At 67.5% G+C, this 20,936-nt stretch carries 17 protein-coding genes; 3 read left to right on the top strand and 14 right to left on the bottom strand.

Translation table 11 applies throughout. The features are described from left to right. Window positions 1–43: 43 nt before the first annotated feature. From Q0632_RS13030 to def, 9 genes are all read right to left on the bottom strand, one after another. Window positions 44–952, bottom strand: a complete 909-nt coding sequence (locus tag Q0632_RS13030; protein WP_298930463.1) for a phosphoribosylaminoimidazolesuccinocarboxamide synthase — start codon at window positions 950–952, stop codon at window positions 44–46. Beyond that, window positions 949–2,013 (bottom strand): class II fructose-bisphosphate aldolase, encoded by a 1,065-nt coding sequence (gene fba, locus Q0632_RS13025; protein ID WP_298930460.1) that lies wholly within the window; start codon window positions 2,011–2,013, stop codon window positions 949–951. The genes Q0632_RS13030 and fba overlap by 4 nt, the downstream gene beginning before the upstream one ends. 98 nt (window positions 2,014–2,111) lie before the next feature. After that, a complete protein-coding gene (gene pyk / locus Q0632_RS13020; protein WP_298930457.1) occupies window positions 2,112–3,545 on the bottom strand; it encodes a pyruvate kinase in 1,434 nt (477 codons plus the stop codon). 79 nt (window positions 3,546–3,624) lie between these two features. Continuing rightward, complete coding sequence (locus Q0632_RS13015) at window positions 3,625–4,818, bottom strand: phosphoglycerate kinase (RefSeq protein ID WP_298930454.1); 1,194 nt, start codon at window positions 4,816–4,818, stop codon at window positions 3,625–3,627. Window positions 4,819–4,866: 48 nt separating this feature from the next. After that, window positions 4,867–5,205 carry an AzlD domain-containing protein gene (locus Q0632_RS13010; protein WP_298930450.1) on the bottom strand — a complete coding sequence of 113 codons (339 nt, stop codon included), beginning with the start codon at window positions 5,203–5,205 and terminating at the stop codon, window positions 4,867–4,869. Beyond that, complete coding sequence (locus Q0632_RS13005; protein ID WP_298930445.1) at window positions 5,202–5,936, bottom strand: AzlC family ABC transporter permease; 735 nt, start codon at window positions 5,934–5,936, stop codon at window positions 5,202–5,204. The genes Q0632_RS13010 and Q0632_RS13005 overlap by 4 nt, the downstream gene beginning before the upstream one ends. Next, complete coding sequence (gene fmt, locus Q0632_RS13000; protein ID WP_298930442.1) at window positions 5,936–6,910, bottom strand: methionyl-tRNA formyltransferase; 975 nt, start codon at window positions 6,908–6,910, stop codon at window positions 5,936–5,938. Before fmt ends, Q0632_RS13005 begins: the two co-directional genes overlap by 1 nt. 12 nt (window positions 6,911–6,922) lie before the next feature. Continuing rightward, window positions 6,923–7,411: a hypothetical protein gene (locus Q0632_RS12995; RefSeq protein WP_298930439.1), complete on the bottom strand. Its 489-nt coding sequence runs from the start codon at window positions 7,409–7,411 to the stop codon at window positions 6,923–6,925. Between the two features lie 25 nt (window positions 7,412–7,436). Continuing rightward, window positions 7,437–7,949, bottom strand: coding sequence for a peptide deformylase (def, locus tag Q0632_RS12990; RefSeq protein ID WP_298930436.1), 513 nt, complete (start codon window positions 7,947–7,949; stop codon window positions 7,437–7,439). A gap of 167 nt (window positions 7,950–8,116) precedes the next feature. On the opposite strand from def, the gene Q0632_RS12985 reads away from it, so the two are divergent. The 3 genes from Q0632_RS12985 (at window position 8,117) to Q0632_RS12975 (ending at window position 11,076) form a co-directional block, all read left to right on the top strand. After that, the gene (locus Q0632_RS12985; RefSeq protein WP_298930433.1) at window positions 8,117–9,364 is read left to right on the top strand and encodes a LysM peptidoglycan-binding domain-containing protein; all 1,248 of its coding nucleotides are present in this window, start codon (window positions 8,117–8,119) and stop codon (window positions 9,362–9,364) included. Between the two features lie 27 nt (window positions 9,365–9,391). Next, entirely contained in the window at window positions 9,392–10,513 is a 1,122-nt protein-coding gene (gene dprA, locus Q0632_RS12980) for a DNA-processing protein DprA (RefSeq protein WP_298930430.1), read from the top strand. A gap of 77 nt (window positions 10,514–10,590) precedes the next feature. After that, entirely contained in the window at window positions 10,591–11,076 is a 486-nt protein-coding gene (locus Q0632_RS12975; protein ID WP_298930427.1) for a DUF494 domain-containing protein, read from the top strand. A gap of 63 nt (window positions 11,077–11,139) precedes the next feature. On the opposite strand, the gene Q0632_RS12970 is transcribed toward Q0632_RS12975, so the two are convergent. The 5 genes from Q0632_RS12970 to Q0632_RS12950 all read right to left on the bottom strand — a co-directional run bounded on the left by Q0632_RS12970 (window position 11,140) and on the right by Q0632_RS12950 (window position 20,825). After that, window positions 11,140–13,878, bottom strand: coding sequence for a DUF1631 family protein (locus Q0632_RS12970; RefSeq protein WP_298930424.1), 2,739 nt, complete (start codon window positions 13,876–13,878; stop codon window positions 11,140–11,142). Window positions 13,879–13,885: 7 nt separating this feature from the next. After that, a complete protein-coding gene (secF, locus tag Q0632_RS12965) occupies window positions 13,886–14,839 on the bottom strand; it encodes a protein translocase subunit SecF (RefSeq protein WP_298930421.1) in 954 nt (317 codons plus the stop codon). A gap of 11 nt (window positions 14,840–14,850) precedes the next feature. After that, a complete protein-coding gene (secD, locus tag Q0632_RS12960) occupies window positions 14,851–16,731 on the bottom strand; it encodes a protein translocase subunit SecD (protein ID WP_298930418.1) in 1,881 nt (626 codons plus the stop codon). Between the two features lie 45 nt (window positions 16,732–16,776). After that, a complete protein-coding gene (gene yajC / locus Q0632_RS12955; protein WP_298930415.1) occupies window positions 16,777–17,109 on the bottom strand; it encodes a preprotein translocase subunit YajC in 333 nt (110 codons plus the stop codon). A gap of 155 nt (window positions 17,110–17,264) precedes the next feature. Next, window positions 17,265–20,825 carry an indolepyruvate ferredoxin oxidoreductase family protein gene (locus Q0632_RS12950; protein WP_298930412.1) on the bottom strand — a complete coding sequence of 1,187 codons (3,561 nt, stop codon included), beginning with the start codon at window positions 20,823–20,825 and terminating at the stop codon, window positions 17,265–17,267. Between the last annotated feature and the right edge of the window lie 111 nt (window positions 20,826–20,936).

Here is a 20,936-nt window from a genome sequence, read left to right as displayed (position 1 = left end):
CGCCGCGCAAAACGCAACCATGTGTTTGCCGCGGGCCCTGGCCTCAGGCCGTCAGGCGTTGCAGGGCTTCGCGGTACTTGGCCGCGGTCTTGTCGATGACTTCCTGCGGCAGGCGCGGCGACGGCGGCGTCTTGTCCCAGGGCTTGCCGTTGATGCGCACCTGCTCGAGCCAGTCGCGCACGAACTGCTTGTCGTAGCTGGGCGGATTGGCGCCCTGGGCAAAAGCCTCGTCATAGCCTTCTACCGGCCAGTAGCGCGAGGAGTCGGGTGTCAGCACCTCGTCCATCAGCACCAGACGGCCAGCGGGATCGAGGCCGAATTCGAACTTGGTATCGGCAATGATCATGCCCTTGGTCAGGGCAATGGCCGCCGCTTCCTTGTAGATGGCGATGCTGATGTCGCGGATCTGGGCGGCCAGCTCAGGGCCGACGATCTTGACCACCTGCTCGTAGCTGATGTTCTCATCGTGCTCGCCCATCTCGGCCTTGGCCGCCGGCGTGAAGATGGGTTCGGGCAGCTTGCTGGCGTTTTGCAGTCCCGGCGGCAGTGGCACGCCGCAGACCGACTGCGAGTCCTGGTACTCCTTCCAGCCGCTGCCGGCCAGGTAGCCGCGCACCACGGCTTCGACCGGGATGGGCTTGAGGCGCTGGACCAGCATGGAGCGGCCCACCACCTGCGGCGCTTCGGCCGCACTGACCACGCTCTCGGGCAGCTCGCCGGTCAGGTGGTTGGGACACAGGTGGCCCAGCTTGCCGAACCAGAACAGCGCCATCTGCGTGAGCAGCTCGCCCTTGCCGGGGATGGGCTCGCCCATGATGACGTCGAAGGCCGACAGCCTGTCGCTGGCCACCATCAGGATGCGGTCCGTGCCGACGGCGTAGTTGTCGCGCACCTTGCCCCGCGCCAGCAGCGGCAGCGAGGTCAGCGCCGAGGTGTGCAGGGCGGTGCTCAATGGACGACCTGCGCCAGTTCGCCCTTGGCGTACCTGGCGGCGACGACCTGCAGGCTGTCGCCCTTGATCTTGCCAGCCTGGCCTTCGCAGCCGAACTCGATGTAGCGCTGCTTGCAGACCTGCTTGGCGGCCTCGCGCGCGGGCTTGAGCCATTCGCGGGCATCGAACTTGTCGGGGTTCTCGGCCAGGAACTTGCGCACCGCGCCGGTCATGGCCAGGCGGATGTCGGTGTCGATGTTGATCTTGCGCACGCCGTGCTTGATGGCTTCCTGGATTTCGGCCACCGGTACGCCGTAGGTTTCCTTCATCTTGCCGCCGTACTGGTTGATCAGGGCCAGCAGCTCCTGCGGCACGGAGGACGAACCATGCATCACCAGGTGGGTGTTGGGGATGCGCTTGTGGATTTCCTTGACGCGGCTGATGGCCAGGATGTCGCCGGTGGGCGGGCGGCTGAACTTGTAGGCGCCGTGGCTGGTGCCGATCGCGATGGCCAGGGCGTCCAGCTGGGTGGCCTTGACGAACTGGGCGGCCTCTTCGGGGTCGGTCAGCATCTGGCTGTGGTCCAGCTTGCCCTCGGCGCCGACGCCGTCTTCCTCACCGGCTTCGCCGGTTTCCAGGTTGCCCAGGCAGCCCAGTTCGCCTTCGACGGTGACGCCGACCTTGTGCGCCATGTCCACCACTTCGCGCGTGACGCGCACGTTGTAGGCGAAGTCGGCCGGGGTCTTGGCGTCTTCGCGCAGCGACCCGTCCATCATCACCGAGCCGAAGCCCAGGTTGATCGCGCCCTGGCAGACCTGGGGCGTGCTGCCGTGGTCCTGGTGCATGACCAGCGGGATCTCGGGGTAGGCCTCGACGGCCGCCTGGATCAGGTGCTTGATGAAGGGCTCGCCGGCGTATTTGCGGGCGCCGGCGCTGGCCTGCAGGATGACCGGCGCGCCGGTTTCCCGGGCCGCTTCCATCACGGCCTGGACCTGCTCGAGGTTGTTGACGTTGAAGGCCGGGATGCCATAGCCGTTGACGGCGGCATGGTCCAGCAGCTGGCGCATGGAAACGAGGGGCATGGCAGTGGTCCGAGGAGATGAAAAAGCCGGGGCGCGGCCGCAGGCAGGCACGCGGTAACTCCCCCGATTTTACCTGCCCGTGCCAGGCTGCTGTGGGCTCACGTGGCGCGGACGATCTTGAGCATGTTGGTGCCGCCCGGGGCGCCCATGGGTTCACCGCAGGTGATGGCGTAGATATCGCCGCTGCCGACGATGCCGCGGCGCTTGAGGTGGGCCTCGGCGTCGGCCAGGGCGGTGTCGCGCTCGACGCTCTGGTCCATCAGCAGCGGCCGCACATTGCGGTACAGGGCCATGCGGCGCTGGGTCGACAGCTTGGGCGTGAGCGCATAGATCGGGATGTGGATGCGGTGACGGCTCATCCACAGGGCGGTGGAGCCCGAATCGGTCAGCGCCACGATGGCCTTGCAGCCCAGGTGGTGGGCGGTGAACAGGGCGCCCATGGCGATCGACTGGTCGATGCGCGAGAAGGCCATGTCGGTGAAGTCGGCGTCGAGCTTCACGTCCTCGGCCTTTTCCGCCTCCGAGCAGATGTTGGCCATCTCGATGATGGTCTCCAGCGGGTACTTGCCGGCGGCGGTTTCGGCCGATGTCATGACCGCATCCGTGCCATCGAGCACGGCGTTGGCGACGTCGCTGACCTCGGCGCGCGTGGGCACCGGGTTGGTGATCATCGACTCCATCATGTGGGTGGCGGTGATGACCACCTTGTCCAGCGCGCGGGCCATGCGGATCATGCGCTTTTGCAGGGCAGGCACGGCGGCGTTGCCGACCTCGATGGCCAGGTCGCCGCGCGCCACCATGATGCCGTCGCTGGCCCTGCAGATGGCCTCCAGGTTGGGGATGGCCTCGGCCCGCTCGATCTTGGCGATCAGGCCGGGCTTGTGGCGGTACTCGGCGCCGGCCACGTTGCACAGCTGGCGCGCCATCTCCATGTCGCTGGCATTCTGCGGAAAGCTCACCGCCACGTAGTCGGCCTGGAAGCTCATCGCGGTGCGGATGTCCTCCATGTCCTTGGCCGTCAGGGCCGGCGCCGTCAGGCCGCCGCCCTGCTTGTTGATGCCCTTGTTGTTGGACAGCACGCCGCCGATCTTGACGGTGGTGTGGACCTCCTCGCCCAGGACCTTGTCCACGGTCATGACGATCAATCCGTCGTTGAGCAGCAAGGTGTCGCCGGCCTTGACGTCGCGCGGCAGCTCCTTGTAGTCCAGCCCCACGCCCTGCAGGTCGCCCGGTTCGGTGCGCGACGCGTCGAGCACGAACTTCATGCCCGTCTCGAGCATGACCTTGCCTTCGGCGAACTTGCCGACGCGGATCTTCGGGCCCTGCAGGTCAGCCATGATGGCCACCTCGCGGCCGGCGCGCTGGGCGGCGGCGCGCACCAGGGCGGCACGGTCGATGTGGTCCTGCGCCGTGCCATGGCTGAAGTTCAGCCGCACACAGTTGACGCCGGCGCGGATCATCTGTTCCAGCAGAGCAGGGTCGCTGGAAGCAGGTCCGAGGGTGGCAACGATCTTGGTGCCGCGAGTGGCCATTGGCTTGTCTCCGTTTTATGTAATTAAGTTTCGGATTCTGGCCCAGATCGGGTTACATGTCAGGTACGAAAGCGGGTGCTCAGCCTTTGGCGCGTTGCTGCAAGATCTCGAAGGCCGGCAGGGTTTTACCTTCCAGCACCTCGAGAAAGGCGCCGCCGCCGGTGGAGATATAGCCCACCTGCTGCTCGATGCCGTACTTGGCGATGGCCGCCAGGGTGTCGCCGCCACCGGCGATGCTGAAGGCACTGGATGCGGCGATGGCGCGGGCGATGGTCTGCGTACCGTTGGCGAAGGCGTCGAATTCGAACACGCCGACCGGGCCGTTCCAGACGATGGTGCCGGCGGCCATGAGCTGCTCGGCCAGCCTGGCTGCGGTCTCCGGGCCGATGTCCAGGATCAGATCGTCGTCCTCCACCTCGGTGGCGCGCTTGACCGTGGCCTTGGCATCGGCCTTGAATTCCTTGGCAGTGACCACGTCGGTGGGGATGGGCACCTCGGCGCCGCGCGCCTTCATGGCCTCGATCACGGCCCTGGCCTGGCCCACCAGGTCGGGCTCGGCCAGGCTCTTGCCGATCTTCAGGCCGGCCGCCAGCATGAAGGTGTTGGCGATGCCGCCGCCGACGATCAGCTGGTCGACGTTTCGGGCCAGCGCTTCCAGGATGGTGAGCTTGGTCGAGACCTTGGAGCCGGCGACGATGGCCGCCAGCGGCCGCTTCGGGTTGGCCAGGGCCTTGCTGATGGCGTCGATCTCGGCCGCCAGCAGCGGGCCGGCGCAGGCCACCGGCGCGAACTGGGCAATGCCGTAGGTCGAGGCTTCGGCGCGGTGCGCCGTGCCGAAGGCGTCGTGCACGAAGATGTCGCACAGCGCCGCCATCTTCTTTGCCAGCACGGGATCGTTTTTCTTCTCGCCCTTGTTGACGCGGCAGTTCTCCAGCAGCACCACGGCGCCGCTCTGGACCTGCACGCCGTTGACCCAGTTGGAGATGACGGGCACGTCGCGGCCCAGCAGCTCGGACAGGCGGCGCGCCACCGGCGCCAGCGAATCGGCGGGTTTGAACTCGCCCTCGGTGGGGCGGCCCAGGTGCGAGGTGACCATCACCGCAGCGCCGGCATCCAGCGCCAGGCGGATGCAGGGGATGGAGGCGCGCACCCGCGTGTCCTCGGTGATGTTGCCGGCGTCGTCCTGCGGCACGTTGAGGTCGGCACGGATGAAGACGCGTTGGCCGGCGGCCTTGCCTTGGGCACAGAGATCGGAGAAGCGCAGGACGTTCATGGCGGGTTCCGGGTTGCGGGGAAGAAGAACTCGCGATTTTACGGAGGGCTACCAGCCCAGCCCCAGGTGCAGCGGCAGATAGACCGCCATGCCCAGGATCAGGGTCAGCAGCACGCTCCTGCGCCAGAAGTAGACGGCCACGCCCGCCAGGCCGGCGAACAGGCGCGCGTCCTGCCAGGTCGACACCAGATGGCCGTTGGCCATCACCACTTCGGGAATGACCACGCCGGCCAGCGCCGCGACCGGCGCGTACTGCAGGGCGCGGTGCGCCCAGTCCGGCAGCGACCAGGGCTTGTCCAGGATGAAGAAGAAGCAGCGCGTGAGCACGGTCATGCAGGCCAGGCCCAGGATCACGGCCAGGGTCCAGCCATCGGTCACGCGGGTCATTGCTCAACCTCCGGACGCGCCGGCATCTTCTGCTCCAACCAATAGCAGGCCGCCACCGCCACCAGGATGGAGGCCACGACATTGAGCTTGAGCGGCAGGGCATAGGTGGCGACTGCGGCGGCACCGGCGATCGCGGCCGACAGCGCGCGCAGCGGCGTGTTGGCCAGCGAGCACAGGATGCCCACCAGGCACAGCACGCCGGCAAAACCCAGGCCCCAGGAGGTGGGGATGAGGTTGGCCAGCGCGATACCCACCACGCTCAACCCCATCCAGGCGCACCAGGTGACGAAGTAGTTGCCCGCCAGATAGGCCTCCTGCTGCGCCTGGCCGGCGGCATCGGCGGGGGGTTGCGGGAAGCGCTTGGTGAACAGGGCGTAGCTCAGGTCGGCCGTGAGGTAGCCGTTGGCCAGGCGGCGCCAGCGCGGCATGTGCATCAGGTAGGGCCGCAGGTGCAGGCTGAAGACCACGAAGCGCAGATTGACGCAAAAGCCCGTGGCCACGATCACCCACAACGGCGCGCCGGCGACGATCAGCGGGATGGCCGCGAGTTGCGCGCTGCCGGCATAGACCAGGAAGGTCATGGCCAGCGCTTCCACCGTGCTCATGCCGGCCTTGACCATGGCCACGCCCGTCATCAGGCCCCAGGCGGCGATGCCCGGCGCCAGAGATGCCATGTCGCGCGCGCCGCTGCGGAACTCGGGATGGCCGTGGACGCTGCGCAGGAAAAACATCAGGCTGCGGCCGGTGCGTCGAAGGCCATGCCCGGCGCCAGCGTGAAGCCGCGCAGGAAATCGGCCACCGGCAGGCGCTTGCCGCCGGCGCGCTGCAACTCGGTCAGGCGCAGCACGCCGTCACCGCAGGCGACCCGCACACCAGCCCCATCCACTGACAAAATCTGCCCGCAGCTACCGTCCGCTGGACCTGAGATGCTATCGATTTCAGAGCGCCACAGCTTCAGGACGTCGGCGCCCAGGCGGCCGGTGGCGCCGGGAAAAGGGTCGAAGGCGCGGATGCGGCGCTCGATCAGCGCCGCCGGCAGCGACCAGTCGACCGCGGCCTCGGCCTTCTCGATCTTGTGGGCATAGTTGACGCCCTCGGCCGGCTGGGGCACGGGGTGAAAGCCGCCGCAGGCCGCCAGCTCCAGCGCCTCCACGACCAGGCGGCCGCCCAGCACAGCCAGCCTGTCGTGCAGCGTGGCCGTGGTGTCCTTGGCCGCGATGGCCATGCGCTCGACCAGCAGCATGTCGCCGGTGTCCAGGCCGGCGTCCATCTGCATGATGGTGATGCCGGTCTGGCTGTCGCCGGCCTCGATGGCGCGGTGGATGGGCGCGGCGCCGCGCCAGCGCGGCAGCAGCGAGGCGTGGATGTTCAGGCAGCCAAGCCGTGGGGCCCGCAGCGTCCACTGCGGCAGGATCAGGCCGTAGGCGGCGACCACCATCACATCGGCCCGGGCCGCTTCGATGGCGGCCTGCGCCGCGGCCGCGTCCTGCGGGTACTTGCCGTCCAGGCGCAGGCTGCGCGGCTGTGCCACCGCGATGCCATGCGCCAGCGCGAACTGCTTGACCGGCGAGGCCTGCAATTGCATGCCGCGGCCGGCCGGTCGGTCAGGCTGGCTCAGGACCAGGGGAATGTCGAAGCCTGCGGCGTGCAGGTGCTGGAGGGCGGTGCCGGCGAATTCCGGCGTGCCCGCGAAGATGACGCGCATCGTGGTGGAGCCCTAGCGTCGCTCGCGCACGCTGAACAACTCCATGGTGGGATGGGCGCGCTGCACCACACCCTGCGGGTCGAGGTAGACGTGGTAGAGCATCTCAGCACCGACGCTGTCGTACCAGCGCCAGGTCAGGACCGGGCCGTTCCAGCTTCCCACGCGGTCCACCGTGGCTGGCGGGCCGAACTCGCGCTCGACGTCGGCGAGTGTCCACTTGCCGACCTCGATGCGGTGGAAATTGGCTTCCGTCAGCACCTGGCGCGAGCCCAGCGCCTTGCCCGAGGCGTCGAAATCGACCATCCAGGTGGCGCGGCCAAAGGGCTGCAGCGAGTACTGCAGGCGCTCGCCATTGGCCAGCGGCACGGCGCGGGTCGGCGTGCCCAGCCGGGCGATCACGGCCTCGCGCGGGGTGCCCGGCGGCACCTCGAAACGGTGGACAAAGCCGCCGGCACAGCCGGCCAACAGCACGGCCAGGCAAAGGGCAAACAGCTTGCGCATGGTGCGGTCCTTCCGGAAAAAAGGCTCAGGCCTTGGCCGTGTCGCGGCGGGCCTTGAGCATCTTGGTCTTGATGCGGTTGCGCTTGAGCGGCGACAGGTATTCGACAAAGACCTTGCCCAGCAGGTGGTCCATCTCGTGCTGGATGCACACCGCCAGCAAGCCTTCGGCCTCGAGGGTGCGCGAGCGCCCTTCGCCGTCGAGCGCCGTGACCTTGATGGCCGAAGCGCGCTCGACGCCGTCGTAGATTCCGGGCACCGACAGGCAGCCCTCGTCGTTGATCTGGGTCTCAGGACTGGCCCAGGTGATTTCCGGGTTGACCAGCACCAGGGGCTGGTTGTGCTCCTCGGACACGTCGATCACGACCACCCGCTCATGGACGTCGACCTGGGTCGCCGCCAGGCCGATGCCCTGGGCGTCGTACATGGTCGCCAGCATGTCGGCAACGAGGGTCTGGATGCGGGCATCGACGGCCTGCACGGGCCGGGCAACTGTATGCAGCCTGGGATCGGGGTAACAAAGAATAGGAAGGACAGCCATATCGAGGTCTCAGTGTCGGTATTTTCGCCACTTTTGCCTTTCCCGGCAGGAGCGCGAAGCTATAAACGTTGCCCAATCAAGGGCTTGGGGCCAAAATTGCCAGTAAATTGTCAAGACTTCCATGGGCCGCGGCCCGGCTGGAAGCACCTACAAGGGGAACATCCATCATGGCGCAATCCAAGGCAGCTTCAGGCCCGCATCCGCAGCCGCTGACGGCGTGGGCGGTCCTGGCGGCCGTGGCCGGCAGCCTGCTGGCGCTGCCGGCCCAGGCGCAGAATTATCCGATCACGCCGGACCAGCGGGCAACAGCCACCCAGGTCGCCCAGGCCGGCGTGCCCCTGAGCGAGCTGGCGCCCAATGCGCCGGACAACTACACGGTCAAGTCGGGCGACACCCTGTGGGCCATCGCCGGCGTCTTTCTCAGGACGCCGTGGCGCTGGCCCGAGCTGTGGGGCATGAACCTGCAGGAAGTGCGCAACCCGCACCGCATCTACCCCGGCCAGCAGCTGTCGCTGGAGAAAAAGGACGGCCGCGCCACCCTGCGCGTGCGCTCGGCCTCCGGCGCGCTGGACACTCCGCCGACCGACACGGTGCGGGTCTCGCCGCGCAACCGCATCCAGGTGCTCAGCGACGTGTCCCTGCCGACCCTGCAACCGCACCTGATCGAGCCTTTCCTGGCCGAGCCGGTGATCGTCGACGAGCTCACCCTGCAACTGGCACCGCGCATCGTCGGCATGAACGACAGCCGCGTGCTGATCAGCCGGGGCGACCGGGCCTATGCACGCGGCCTGGCCGAGACCCCGCTGCTCAAGACCGGGGGCCCCCGCGACGAGGAATACCGCGTCTTCCGCGATGCCCGGCCGCTGTTTGACCCGGTCACCAAGGCCGTGCTCGGTTACGAAGCCCAGTACCTGGGCAAGGCGGTGCTGGTGCGCAGCGAGACCGCCCAGCCGGTCCTGATGCCCAATGGCGACACGCAGAACATGCCTGTGCCCGCCACCATCGACATCGTCTCGGTGCGCGAGGAGATCCGCGTCGGCGACCGCCTGCTGCCAGAGCCGCCGCGCCAGCTCCATAGCTATGTGCCGCGCGCGCCCGCCCAGCGGGTGGAAGGCGGCACCATCGTGTCCATGTACGGCAGCGCCGTGGCCTTCGCCGGCCAGAGCCAGGTGGTCACGATCAACAAGGGCACGGCCGACGGCATCGAGAGCGGCCATGTGCTGGCGATCCTGCGCGAAGGCGCGCAGATCCGCGACCGCACCCAGCCGGGCGAGCGCCCCCAGGTGCTCAAGATGCCCGACGAGCGCAGCGGCCTGCTGATGGTCTTCCGGCCGTTCGAGCGGCTGTCGTACGCGCTGGTGCTCGAAGTCACCGACGAAGTCAAAGCCGGCGACCGGGTCGTCAACCCGCGCTGAGGCGCCAGGCAAGGCGCTTGCCCTGCCATGGAGCGCCAGGAACTCGCTGCCTGGCTGCGGCTGGCGCTCTCACCCGGTGTCGGCAACGGCGCCGCGCGCCGGCTGCTCGCCGCCTTTGGCCTGCCGCAGCACATCTTTGAACAGGACACGCCGGCGCTGCGGGCCATCGTCAGCCCTGCGCAGGCCCTGGCCGTGCAGACGGCGCCGGACGAACTCGACGCCCAGGTGGACGTCGCCCTGCAATGGCTGGCGCAGGCGCCGCCCAATGGCCGGCGCCGCATCCTGACCCTGGCCGACAGCGTCTATCCCGCAGGCCTGCTGCAGACCGAAGACCCACCGCTGATGCTCTACCTGATGGGGGATGAGCGCGACAACTGGCCCGCCGCCATCGCCGTGGTCGGCAGCCGCAACCCGACGGCGCAGGGCGCCCTGAACGCTCGGAATTTCGCCCGCAGCTTTGCCCAGACCGGCCTGACGGTGGTGTCGGGCCTGGCCCTGGGCGTGGACGGCGCGGCCCATGAAGGGGCGCTGGAGGGCGCCGCACCGGGCCAGCTGGCAACCATCGCGGTGGTCGGCACCGGGCTGGACCGGGTCTACCCGCGCCAGCACCTGGACCTGGCCCACCGCATCGCCCAGCGCGGCCTGCTGGTCAGCGAATACCCGCTGGGCACCCATCCCCTGGCCGCCAACTTCCCGCGCCGCAACCGCATCATCGCCGCCCTGAGCCAGGGCACCCTGGTGGTCGAGGCTGCGCTGAAGTCCGGCTCGCTCATCACCGCGCGGATGGCTGCGGAACAGGGCCGCGAGGTGTTTGCCATCCCCGGCTCCATCCATTCCACGCAGTCGCGCGGCTGCCATGAGCTGCTCAAGCAGGGCGCCAAGCTGGTCGAGACAGCGCAGGACGTGCTCGACGAACTGGGTGCCGGCGCGCTGGCCCAGGCAGCGCCATTGGACGGCCAAGCATCCGTGGCGCCATTCGAAGGGGCTCTGCTGGAGGCCCTTGGCCATGACCCGGTCGGGCTGGACGCCCTGGTGGCGCGCACCGGCATCGCGCCGGCCAGCCTGCAGGCCCAGCTGCTCGCGCTGGAGCTGGAAGGCCGGCTGGCGCGCTTGGCCGGCGGCCTGTTCCAGCGCCTGGACGCCGGCTGAAACCAGCGCCGACGCGGCGGCGCAACAGGCCGCCATCTGGCACTTCCAGCCGACGGGTTCTGGGCTATATTGGGGCCATGTTTGAAGTGCTGGTGTACGTTTACGAAAACTACTGGCGAGGCGATGCGTGCCCCGAACTGCAGCAACTGGGCCGCAAACTCAGCGCCCACGGCTTCGAAGCAGAGGAAATCAGCGCGGCCCTGGTCTGGCTCGACGGCCTGAACCTCGCGGCGCAAAACACCGAGCCCGGCCTGCCCGAAGCGGATGAGGCCCCGGCCCCCCTGCAATCGCCAGGCAGCATGCGAATCTATTCGATCGCTGAGCAGGACCACTTGGGCCCGCAATGCCTGGGCTTCATTTCCTTTCTTGAATCCTCGGGCGTGCTGCCGGCGGCGATGCGCGAGATCGTCGTCGACCGTGCCATGGCCGCGCCCGGCGGGCCGGTGCCACTGGACGACCTGAAGATCATCGTCCTGATGGTGTACTGGAGTTTTGGCGCCGAGCCCGATGCGCTGGTGCTCGACGAACTCTGCGACGACACCGAGGACCGCATCGCGCACTGAAGGCGCCAAGGGCACACGCTCCAAGCAAAAAGGGCCGCGACAGCGGCCCTTTTTGCTTGGAGTTCAGCTCACGCTGAGCAGGCGCTCGGGATTGGCGTCGAGCTTGGCCAGCGCGTCGCGCGTGGCGCGCACGGTGAGCGCTTCTTCTTCGGTGGGAAGCAACAGGCCGGCCTGCAGGTAGGAGGCCAGGCGCCGCGCCTGCACCAGGAAGCTCTTGCCGTCGCTGGTGGCGAACAGGTGCAACTGCTTGCGGTCGCTGCGCCACACGTACTGCACATGGCTGGTCTTGCCGTTGTGGTCGATGGTGAACCAGTTGCCCAGCTGCAGCTCCTGGGCCCAGGCCAGCATGGCGTCGCTGGGCTTGGAACCGCCGTCGGCCACCACTTCGATCGACGAGGCGTCGATACCCAGCATCAGCTCGATGCTGTCGGCATCGAGCGGCAGGTCGGTGGCCGGGTCGTCGGCGACGAAGTCTTCCAGGTGGGCCAGCCGCTTGGCCATCTGCTCGATGTGGGCCTGCGGGATCGCCTCGGTCTTGGACAGGAAGGCATCGGCCAGTGTGTCGCCGATGATCTTGATATGGGTTTCCTGCGCCGCGCCCTGCACACCCATCAGGGTCATGCCCTGGCGCAGGCGCTGCAGCAGCTTGGGCAGGTCCTGGATCACCCGCGCCCGGTCATTGCGGTTGGGCTTGGCGCTGGCGGCCCAGACCAGGTCGGCCGCCGACTTCTTCAAGGCGATGGTTTCCTCGTGCTGGGGGCCGTTCTTGACCGCCGCCACGGCCAGCACCTCGGCCCAGACCTTGAACAGGAACTCGCGGATCTCCTCGCGCACCGGCATGTTGTTGAGCATGCTGCGCATCTCGATCGTGTACTGGATGGTCATCGTCTCCTTCTGCTCGACCTGCTGGGCCACGCTGACCAGCCGCTGCGTGGCACCCTTCTCGGTGAGGAAACGGGAGAGGAACTTCTGGAACTCGTCGTAGACCAGCTGGAACACGCGCCGGCCGGTTTCCGGATACTGCTCGATCACCTGGACCACGCGCTTGATCTCGTTTTCGAGCGCGCTGCCGCCGATGGAGCTGGCGTCGAAACCCATCACGCAGGATCCCATGCGGTCGATCAGCTGGCGCGCCGGATGCTGCAGCGTGCCGAAGAACTCGGGCTCGGCAATGGCCACCCGCAGCACGGGCATCTGCAGCCGCGCGAACCAGACCCGCACCGCCGGCGGGATGCGCTCCTCGGCCAGGATGCTCTGGAACATCAGAGCCACGATTTCGATCGTCGCCTTCTCGGTCGAAGTTGCGGCCTTTTTCTTGAGTTCGCCGCTGCGCTGGCGCAAGTCGATTGCGACCTTCTCCACGGCCGCATCGTCATAGACGATGACTTCGCTGACCGTCGACGATCCTTCGCGCGGCTGGCCATGGATCTGCGTCTGCACCTGGGTGTGGTGAGAGATGGCCTCGGCCAGCGCAGGCGAGGGCCGCGTCACATGCTCGGGGTCGAAACCGGCCACCCGCTCGGTCAGCAGCCGCTTGAGCTGGCCGATCACGCCAGTGGCCCGCATGCGCGCCCTGGCCAGCGGGGTGCTGGAAGTCATCAAGCGGGTTTCGTCGGCCACGCCGCCCGCGCCCGCATGGCCATGGTGCGCGCCACCCATGTCGCCTCGGACGGAGTGGCCGCCTTGCGCGCCATACCCCGGGCCGCGGCCACTGGCAGCGCCACCTGGGCCACCGTAGCCGCTGGCCCGGCCGCCCGCACCGCCGCCATTGCCCTGGCCGGCATGGCCGCCACCTTGGGCGCCGCCAGGTCCGCCGAAGCCTGTGGCCCTGCCACCGCCACCGGCACCACGGCCACCGCCTTGGCCGCCTGGGCCTGCGGAACCGCCGCCCAGACCGCTGTAACCGCCCTGACCGCCATAGCCGGCCGGGCCGCCACCACCCTGGCCGCCATAAGCGCCATAGGCGCCGGCATCGCCGCCATAGCCGTCACCGCCGTAGCCGCTGCCACCCTGGCCATAGGCGCCGCCGTGGTCGCTGCCGCCAAACCCGCTTGGGCCACTGGCGCCGCCCAGCCCGCTCTCGCCGCCGGCCTGGGTGCCCTCGCCGGGTGGTGGCTGCTTGCCGCCAGCGCCAGGCTTGCGGGCCGCGGCCGCAGCACCGCGCTTGACGCGGCTGGCCAGGTCGATGTCGGGCATCACGCCCTGCTGGATCAGGAATTCATTGGTCTGCTTGTAGGCCTCGAGCAGCCGCGCCACCACGTGCTGCTGGATCACATCCTGCACCAGGGCCCAGCTCTGGCGCGGCAGGCCCACCACGCCCCATTGCTCGACCAGCAGTTGTGCAACGGCTTCGGGCCGCAACACGTCCTCGCTCGCCTGCTCCTCGCCGCCTTCGAGTTCCTGCAGGCGCAGGCGCAGGTCGTTGAGCTCCCAGGTGGCCTTTTCGGCGATGGCCATGGCCAACCGCGACGACAGGATCTTCTTTTCGACGACGTCGTCGCCGATCAGCTCCAGGCTGGCCGCATCCAGGCGCACGCGCGCCGTGACCGTGGGTGGGATGACGGCATTGCGCCAGGCCTTGTGCGTGCCAGCCACCCAGGCGCCGCGCACACGCTCGAAATCGAGCATGGCATCGCGCCGGTCCTGCATCTCGCGGGTGCTGCCGGCGGCATCGACCAGCTCGATCAGGCGCAGGCGGACGGCGTCCGACAGCGCGGGCAACACGCCTTCGGCGTAACCAACGAACCGCTCACGCGCCTGGCGCGCCAAGGGCACGGAAGCGTGGGGACGTTGCGTTGCCACCTTGTCCTCAGACGGTGGCGCCGGCGTTGGGGTCGTTCGGATCCTCTTGCTTCTTGCCCGAGGCCTTCACCAGGTCTTCGCGCTTGACGCCCAGCCACATGGCGATGGCGGCGGCCACGAAGACGGAGGAATAGATGCCAAAGCAGATGCCGATGGTCAGGGCCATCGCAAAATAATGCAGCGTGGGGCCGCCGAAGAACAGCATGGACAGCACCATGATCTGGGTCGCACCGTGGGTGATGATGGTCCGGCTGATCGTCGAGGTGATGGCGTTGTCGATGATCTCCACCGTGTTCATCTTGCGGTAGCGGCGGAAATTCTCGCGGATCCGGTCGAAGATCACCACCGACTCGTTGACTGAGTAGCCCAGCACGGCCAGCACCGCCGCCAGCACCGCCAGTGAGAACTCCCACTGGAAGAAGGCGAAGAAGCCCAGGATGATGATGACGTCGTGCAGGTTGGCGATGATCGCCGCCACGGCGAACTTCCACTCGAAGCGGAATGCCAAGTAGATCATGATGCCCACCACCACCATGGCCAGCGCCTTCAGGCCGTCGGTGGCAAGCTCCTCGCCCACCTGCGGGCCGACGAACTCGGTGCGGCGCAGTGCGACATCGGGCTGGGTGGCCTTGAGCGCCGCCAGAACCTTATCGCTCTGTTGCGCCGAACTCACACCCTTTTGCGCCGGCAGCCGGATGATGACGTCGCGCGAGGTACCGAAGTTCTGCACCTGCACGTCGGCAAAACCCAGGCCGGCCACCGTGGTACGGACACGCTCCACGTCCGCCGGTTGGGAATAGCTCACTTCCATCACCGTGCCGCCGGTGAACTCCACCGACAGGTGCAGGCCGCGCTGGAACAGGAAGAAAACGGCTGCCGCGAAGGTCAGGAAGGAAATCACGTTGAACACCAACGCGTTCTTCATGAACGGGATGTCGCGACGGATCTTGAAGAATTCCATTCTTGTTCTCCTCACTCAGTCTTGGTGATGGCGCTGCCCGTTTCGGGGCGCCAGACTGTGCCGATCGACACGGCCTTGAGCTTCTTTTGCCGACCATACCAGAGGTTGACCAGGCCACGCGAAAAGAACACGGCGGAGAACATGGAGGTCAGGATGCCGATGCAATGGACCACGGCAAAACCGCGCACCGGCCCGGAGCCGAAGGCCAGCAAGGCGATGCCGGCGATCAGCGTGGTGATGTTCGAGTCCAGGATGGTGGCCCAGGCGCGGTCATAACCGGCATGGATGGCTGCCTGCGGCGAGGCACCGTTGCGCAATTCCTCGCGCACCCGCTCGTTGATCAGCACGTTCGAGTCGATGGCCATGCCCAGCGCCAGGGCCATGGCCGCCATGCCCGGCAAGGTCAGGGTGGCCTGCAGCATCGACAGCACCGCCACCAGCAGCAGCAGGTTGACGGCCAGGGCGATACCGGAGAACACGCCGAACAGCATGTAGTACAGGCCCATGAAGACGCAGATCACCGCGAAGCCCGCGGCCACGCTGTAAAAGCCCTTCTGGATGTTCTCGGCGCCCAGGCTGGGGCCAATGGTGCGCTCCTCGACGATCTCCATCGGCGCGGCCAGCGAGCCGGCGCGCAGCAACAGGGCCAGGTCGCTGGCTTCGCTGACCGTCATCGAGCCGGAGATCTGGAAGCGGTTGCCCAGTTCGCCCTGGATCACGGGCGCGGTCAGGACCTCGCCCTTGCCCTTTTCGAACAGCAGGATGGCCATGCGCTTTTTCAGGTTCTCGCGGCTGACGTCGCGCATGATGCGGCCGCCCTTGGCGTCCACGGTCAGATCGACCTTGGGCTGCTGGTTCTGCGAATCGAAGCCGGGCTGGGCATCGGTCAGGCTGTCGCCGGTGAGGATGACCTGCTTCTTGAGGATGACGGCCCGGCCGTCGCGCTCGAGGTAGCGCTCGGCGCCAAAGGGCACGGGGCCGGTGCCCAGTTCGGCCGATCGCGCTTCCGAGCTTTCGTCGACCAGGCGCATTTCCAGGGTCGCGGTGCGGCCCAGGATGTCCTTGGCCTTGGCCGTGTCCTGCACCCCGGGCAGCTGCACCACGATGCGGTCCAGGCCCTGCTGCTGGATCACCGGCTCGGCCACGCCCAGCTCGTTGATCCGGTTGTGCAGGGTGACCATGTTCTGCTTGAGCGCCTGCTCCTGGATGCGGCGCGCCGCTTCCGGCTTGATCGTCGCCGTCAGCTTGTAGTCCGTGCCCTCGGCCACCTCTGCGGCCTGCAGGTCCGGGAACTGGTCGGCCAGCACCTTCTTGGCCGCTTCCAGCGTCTGGCTGTCGCGGAACCGCACTTCGATGGCCTGGCCATTGCGGGCGATGCCGCCGTGGCGGACATTGCCTTCGCGCAGCAGGCTGCGCAGGTCGCCGGCCAGCGATTCGGCCTTCTTGGTCAGCGCCGCCTGCATGTCCACCTGCAGCATGAAGTGGACACCGCCGCGCAAGTCCAGGCCCAGGTACATGGGGGCGGCCCGCAATGCCGACAGCCACTTGGGCGAACCCGACAACAGGTTCAGCGCCACCACATAGCCGGGATCGGCCGGATCGGGCGTCAGCGCCTTCTGGATCGCATCCTTGGCCTTGAGCTGGGTGTCGCTGCTGTCCAGGCGCACCTTGACAGAGTTGGCGTCCAGCGTGATCGCCTCGGGCTTGACCGCCGCGGCGGCCAGCGCCTGTTCGACGCGCGCCTGCGTGATGGCGTCGACCTTGATGGTGGACTTGGCCGAGGAGACCTGCACCGCCGGCGCTTCACCAAAGAAATTGGGCAGGGTGTAGATCGCCCCCACCAGCAGCGCGATGACGATGATCGCGTACTTCCAGACCGGGTATCGGTTCATAGCAACAAGCTGAAAACACGGGTGCGCGGCACCCCTGTCTTTGGATTATTTGACGGTGCCCTTGGGCAGGACCTGGACGACGGCGCTGCGCTGCAGCTGGACTTCCACGCCGTTGGCGACTTCCACGCTGACGTAGCTGTCGCCCAGCTTGGTGACCCGGCCGATCAGGCCACCCGAGGTCGCCACTTCATCGCCCTTGGCCAGCGCCTCGATCATGCTGCGGTGTTCCTTCTGGCGCTTCATCTGCGGCCGGATCATCACGAAATACAGCACCACAAACATCAGGACCAGCGGCAGCATGCTCATCAGAGACGACTGCATGTCGCCGCCCGCGGCGGCAGCGGGTGCGGTTTGGGCAAAAGCGGAAGAAATGAACACGTTGTCTCCAGAACAGAACAGGGATGCGCCGGCGGCGGACAGCATGAAGCATGCCTGTCGCCGGCCGAAGAAACGGATTGTATGCCGGGGCCCTCGCGCCGCCCGCTGTAACCCCGCGCTGCAAAAGGGTGCAGCGCGGGCCCGGACAAGCGCCCTCACGCGGCCTGGCGTTGCTGCGCGGGCGCGTCCCACTGCGCCAACAGGACGTCCCAGCGTTGGCTGGCGGCAGCCAGGTTGCGCTCCTTGACGTGGCCGAAGCCCTTGATCTGCTCGGGCAGGCGGGCGATCTCCAGGGCCAGTGCGTGCTTGCCGGCGTCCAGCGATGTGAGCACATGCTCAATGCTTTGCCGGTAGCGGGCGATCAGGGCCCGCTCGCTGCGCCGCTCTTCGGTCCGGCCAAACAGGTCGAAGGCCGTGCCGCGCAGGCCCTTGAGCCTGGCCAGCACGCGAAAAGCCACCGACATGGTTGGGCCGAACTTCTTTTTCTGCAGTTCGCCCTTCTCGTTGCGCCTGGCGGTCATGGGCGGCGCAAGGTGAAAGTTGATCTTGTAGTCACCCTCAAACATGGCGGCAATGCGCTCCTGGAAACCGGTCTCGGTATGCAGGCGCGCCACCTCGTACTCGTCCTTGTAGGCCATCAGCTTGAACAGGTAACGCGCCACCGACTCGGCCAGCGCGGTCTTGCCCAGGGGCTGCTCGGCCAACCGGACCTTCTCGACGAAGTCCCGGTAGCTGCGCGCATAAGCGGCATCCTGGTAGGCCGAGAGGAACTCGACGCGACGGGCCACCAGGGTGTCCAGGGTCTCGCGCTTCTTGAACTCCACCACCTGGGCCGGGGCCAGGTGCTGCTCCACCGAGGCCCAGTCGTGGGCGGCGCGCCGGCCCCACTCGAAGGCCGCCTTGTTGTTGTCCACCGCCACCGCGTTGAGCTCGATGGCCCGCATCAGCGACTCCAGGCCCAGCGGGATCCAGCCCTTTTGCCAGGCGTAGCCCAGCATCATCGGGTTGGTGTAGATGCTGTCGCCCATCAGCCTGGTGGCAGCCGCATCGGCATTGAAGGCGCCTATGCCTTGCGGGCCGACCGCGTCGGCGATCGCCGCCACACAGGCATCGGCCGGATTGGCCCAGTTGGCGTTCGTGACGAAGGCGGCGGTGGGCGTGCTGTGCGAATTGAGCGCCACGTGGGTGCGGCCCTCGCGCATGCGCAGCACCGTCTCCTTGCCGGCGGTGACGATGGGGTCACAGCCGATGATCAGGTCGGCACCGGCCATGCTCACCCGGGTGGTGCGGATGTCCTCGGCGCGCTCGCCGACCAGCACATGGCTCCAGGTGGCGCCGCCCTTTTGCGCCAGGCCGGCCGCGTCCTGGGTGACGATGCCCTTGCCCTCGATGTGGCCGGCCATGCCCAGTAGCTGGCCAATGGTGATGACGCCGGTGCCGCCAACGCCGGCCACCACGATGCCGTAGGCGCCAGCTATGGCCGGCAGCTGCGGCTCGGGCAGCGCGCCCAGCGAGAAGGGCGAGACCGCCTTGTCCTTGGCCTTCTTTTTCAGCTGCCCACCCTCGACGGTGACGAAGCTGGGGCAAAAACCCTTGAGGCAGCTGGTGTCCTTGTTGCAGCTGCTCTGGTTGATGGTGCGCTTGCGGCCGAACTCGGTCTCCAGCGGCTCCACCGACAGGCAGTTGCTCCGCACGCTGCAGTCGCCGCAGCCTTCGCAGACCAGGTCGTTGATGACCACCCGCACGGCCGGGTCGACCATGGCGCCGCGCTTGCGGCGACGGCGCTTCTCTGTGGCGCAGGTCTGGTCATAAATGATGGCCGTGGTTCCAGGGATCTCGCGGAACTCGCGCTGCACGCGGTCCAGTTCGTCACGGTGTTTGACTTCAATGCCCGGCGGCAGCTTGGCCACCGTGTATTTCTCCGGCTCGTCGGTCACCACCACCAGCCTGGCCACGCCCTCGGCCACCAGGCTGTGGGCGATCTGGACCACCGAATGGCCCTCGGGCCGCTCACCCACCTGCTGGCCGCCGGTCATGGCGACGGCGTCGTTGTACAGCAGCTTGTAGGTGATGTTGACGCCGGCGGCGATGGACTGGCGGATCGCCAGCGAGCCGCTGTGGAAGTAGGTGCCATCGCCCAGGTTGGCGAAGACATGCTTCTCTTTGCTGAAAGGCTGCTGGCCGACCCAGGGCACGCCCTCGCCGCCCATCTGGGTGAAGCCCACGGTGGCGCGGTCCATCCAGGTGGCCATGAAGTGGCAGCCGATGCCGGCCATGGCGCGCGAGCCCTCGGGCACCACCGTCGAGGTGTTGTGCGGGCAGCCCGAGCAGAACCATGGCTGGCGCTCGCCCTTGACTTCCAGCACCTGCATGGAGCGCTCCTTGGCCTCCAGGATGGCCAGCTGGGCGTCGATGCGCGCGGCCATGGCGCCGTCCAGGCCGAGCTTTTTCAGGCGATGGGCGATGGCGCGGGCGATCAGGGCTGGCGACAGGTCGGCGTTGGCGCGCAGCAGGGTGTGGGCCGTGGGATTGGGCATGGACCATTCGCCGCCGGAGAAGTCGCCCTCGACCTCGTTGAACTTGCCGATCACGTTGGGCCGCACATCGGGCCGCCAGTTGTACAGCTCTTCCTTCACCTGGTATTCGATGACCTGGCGCTTTTCTTCCACCACCAGGATCTCGCGCAGGCCGGTGGCAAATTCGCGCGTGCCCTGGGCTTCCAGCGGCCAGACCACGCCCACCTTGTGCAGGCGGATGCCCAGCTGGCGGCAGCTGGCATCGTCCAGGCCCAGGTCCAGCAAGGCCTGGCGGGTGTCGTTGTAGGCCTTGCCGCTGGCGATCAGGCCGAAGCGGTCGTTCGGGCCTTCGATCACGTTGTAGTTCAGGCGATTGGCGCGGATGTAGGCCAGGGCGGCGTACCACTTGTAGTCGAACAGGCGGGCTTCCTGTTCCAGCGCGGTGTCGGGCCAGCGGATGTGCAGGCCACCGGGCGGCATCTGGAAATCCGTCGGGATCTTGATGTCGATGCGCTCGGGATCGATCATGGCCGTGGCGCTGGACTCGACGATCTCCTGGATGGTCTTCATGCTGGCCCAGACGCCGGAGAAGCGGCTCATGGCGAAGGCATGGATGCCCAGGTCGAGGATTTCCTGCACCGTGGCCGGGAAGAACACCGGCAGGCCGCAGGCCTTGAAGATGTGGTCGCTCTGGTGGGCAGCGGTGGAACTCTTGGCCACGTGGTCGTCGCCGGCCACGGCGATGACGCCGCCCCAGGGCGTGGTGCCCGCCATGTTGGCGTGCTTGAAGACGTCGGAGCAGCGGTCCACGCCCGGGCCCTTGCCGTACCAGATGCCGAACACACCATCGAACTTGTGCGTCTCCTGGGGCGTGAAGCCCAGCTGCTGCGTGCCCCACAGCGCCGTGGCGGCCAGCTCCTCGTTGACGCCGGGCTGGAAGACGATGTTCTGCGCCTTCAGGTACTTGCTGGCCTTCCACAGCGCCTGGTCATAGCCGCCCAGCGGCGAGCCGCGGTAGCCGCTGATGAAGCCGGCCGTGTTCTTGCCCTGCTGCGCATCGCGCAGGCGCTGCAGCATGGGCAGCTTGACCAGCGCCTGCACCCCGCTCATGAAGGCCCGCCCGTAGTCCAGTGAGTACTTGTCATCCAGCGTGACGGTCTCCAGGGCCTTGCGGATGTGGTCGGGTAGCGGTGCGTTCATGGGTGGTCTTGTCTCCAAAGACTGCCTGGGAAATGCCGGCCTGATGGCCTGGCGCGATGGCTTGCCCGGCTAGGGCGCCTCCTCTAAGGGAATGCAAAGTGTATGCCCGTA

This window comes from uncultured Ramlibacter sp. (assembly GCF_936925435.1).
GTDB lineage: Bacteria > Pseudomonadota > Gammaproteobacteria > Burkholderiales > Burkholderiaceae_C > Ramlibacter.
This window is presented reverse-complemented; position numbering and strand designations above follow the sequence as displayed.

Excerpts from the sequence above, each read along its gene's own strand:
- fba (WP_298930460.1), bottom strand. The coding sequence starts at position 2,013 with ATGCCCCTCGTTTCCATGCGCCAGCTGCTGGACCATGCCGCCGTCAAC.
- pyk (WP_298930457.1), bottom strand. The coding sequence starts at position 3,545 with ATGGCCACTCGCGGCACCAAGATCGTTGCCACCCTCGGACCTGCTTCC.
- Q0632_RS13015 (WP_298930454.1), bottom strand. The coding sequence starts at position 4,818 with ATGAACGTCCTGCGCTTCTCCGATCTCTGTGCCCAAGGCAAGGCCGCC.
- Q0632_RS13010 (WP_298930450.1), bottom strand. The coding sequence starts at position 5,205 with ATGACCCGCGTGACCGATGGCTGGACCCTGGCCGTGATCCTGGGCCTG.
- Q0632_RS13005 (WP_298930445.1), bottom strand. The coding sequence starts at position 5,936 with ATGTTTTTCCTGCGCAGCGTCCACGGCCATCCCGAGTTCCGCAGCGGC.
- fmt (WP_298930442.1), bottom strand. The coding sequence starts at position 6,910 with ATGCGCGTCATCTTCGCGGGCACGCCGGAATTCGCCGGCACCGCCCTC.
- Q0632_RS12995 (WP_298930439.1), bottom strand. The coding sequence starts at position 7,411 with ATGCGCAAGCTGTTTGCCCTTTGCCTGGCCGTGCTGTTGGCCGGCTGT.
- def (WP_298930436.1), bottom strand. The coding sequence starts at position 7,949 with ATGGCTGTCCTTCCTATTCTTTGTTACCCCGATCCCAGGCTGCATACA.
- Q0632_RS12985 (WP_298930433.1), top strand. The coding sequence starts at position 8,117 with ATGGCGCAATCCAAGGCAGCTTCAGGCCCGCATCCGCAGCCGCTGACG.
- dprA (WP_298930430.1), top strand. The coding sequence starts at position 9,392 with ATGGAGCGCCAGGAACTCGCTGCCTGGCTGCGGCTGGCGCTCTCACCC.
- Q0632_RS12975 (WP_298930427.1), top strand. The coding sequence starts at position 10,591 with ATGTTTGAAGTGCTGGTGTACGTTTACGAAAACTACTGGCGAGGCGAT.
- secF (WP_298930421.1), bottom strand. The coding sequence starts at position 14,839 with ATGGAATTCTTCAAGATCCGTCGCGACATCCCGTTCATGAAGAACGCG.
- secD (WP_298930418.1), bottom strand. The coding sequence starts at position 16,731 with ATGAACCGATACCCGGTCTGGAAGTACGCGATCATCGTCATCGCGCTG.
- Q0632_RS12950 (WP_298930412.1), bottom strand. The coding sequence starts at position 20,825 with ATGAACGCACCGCTACCCGACCACATCCGCAAGGCCCTGGAGACCGTC.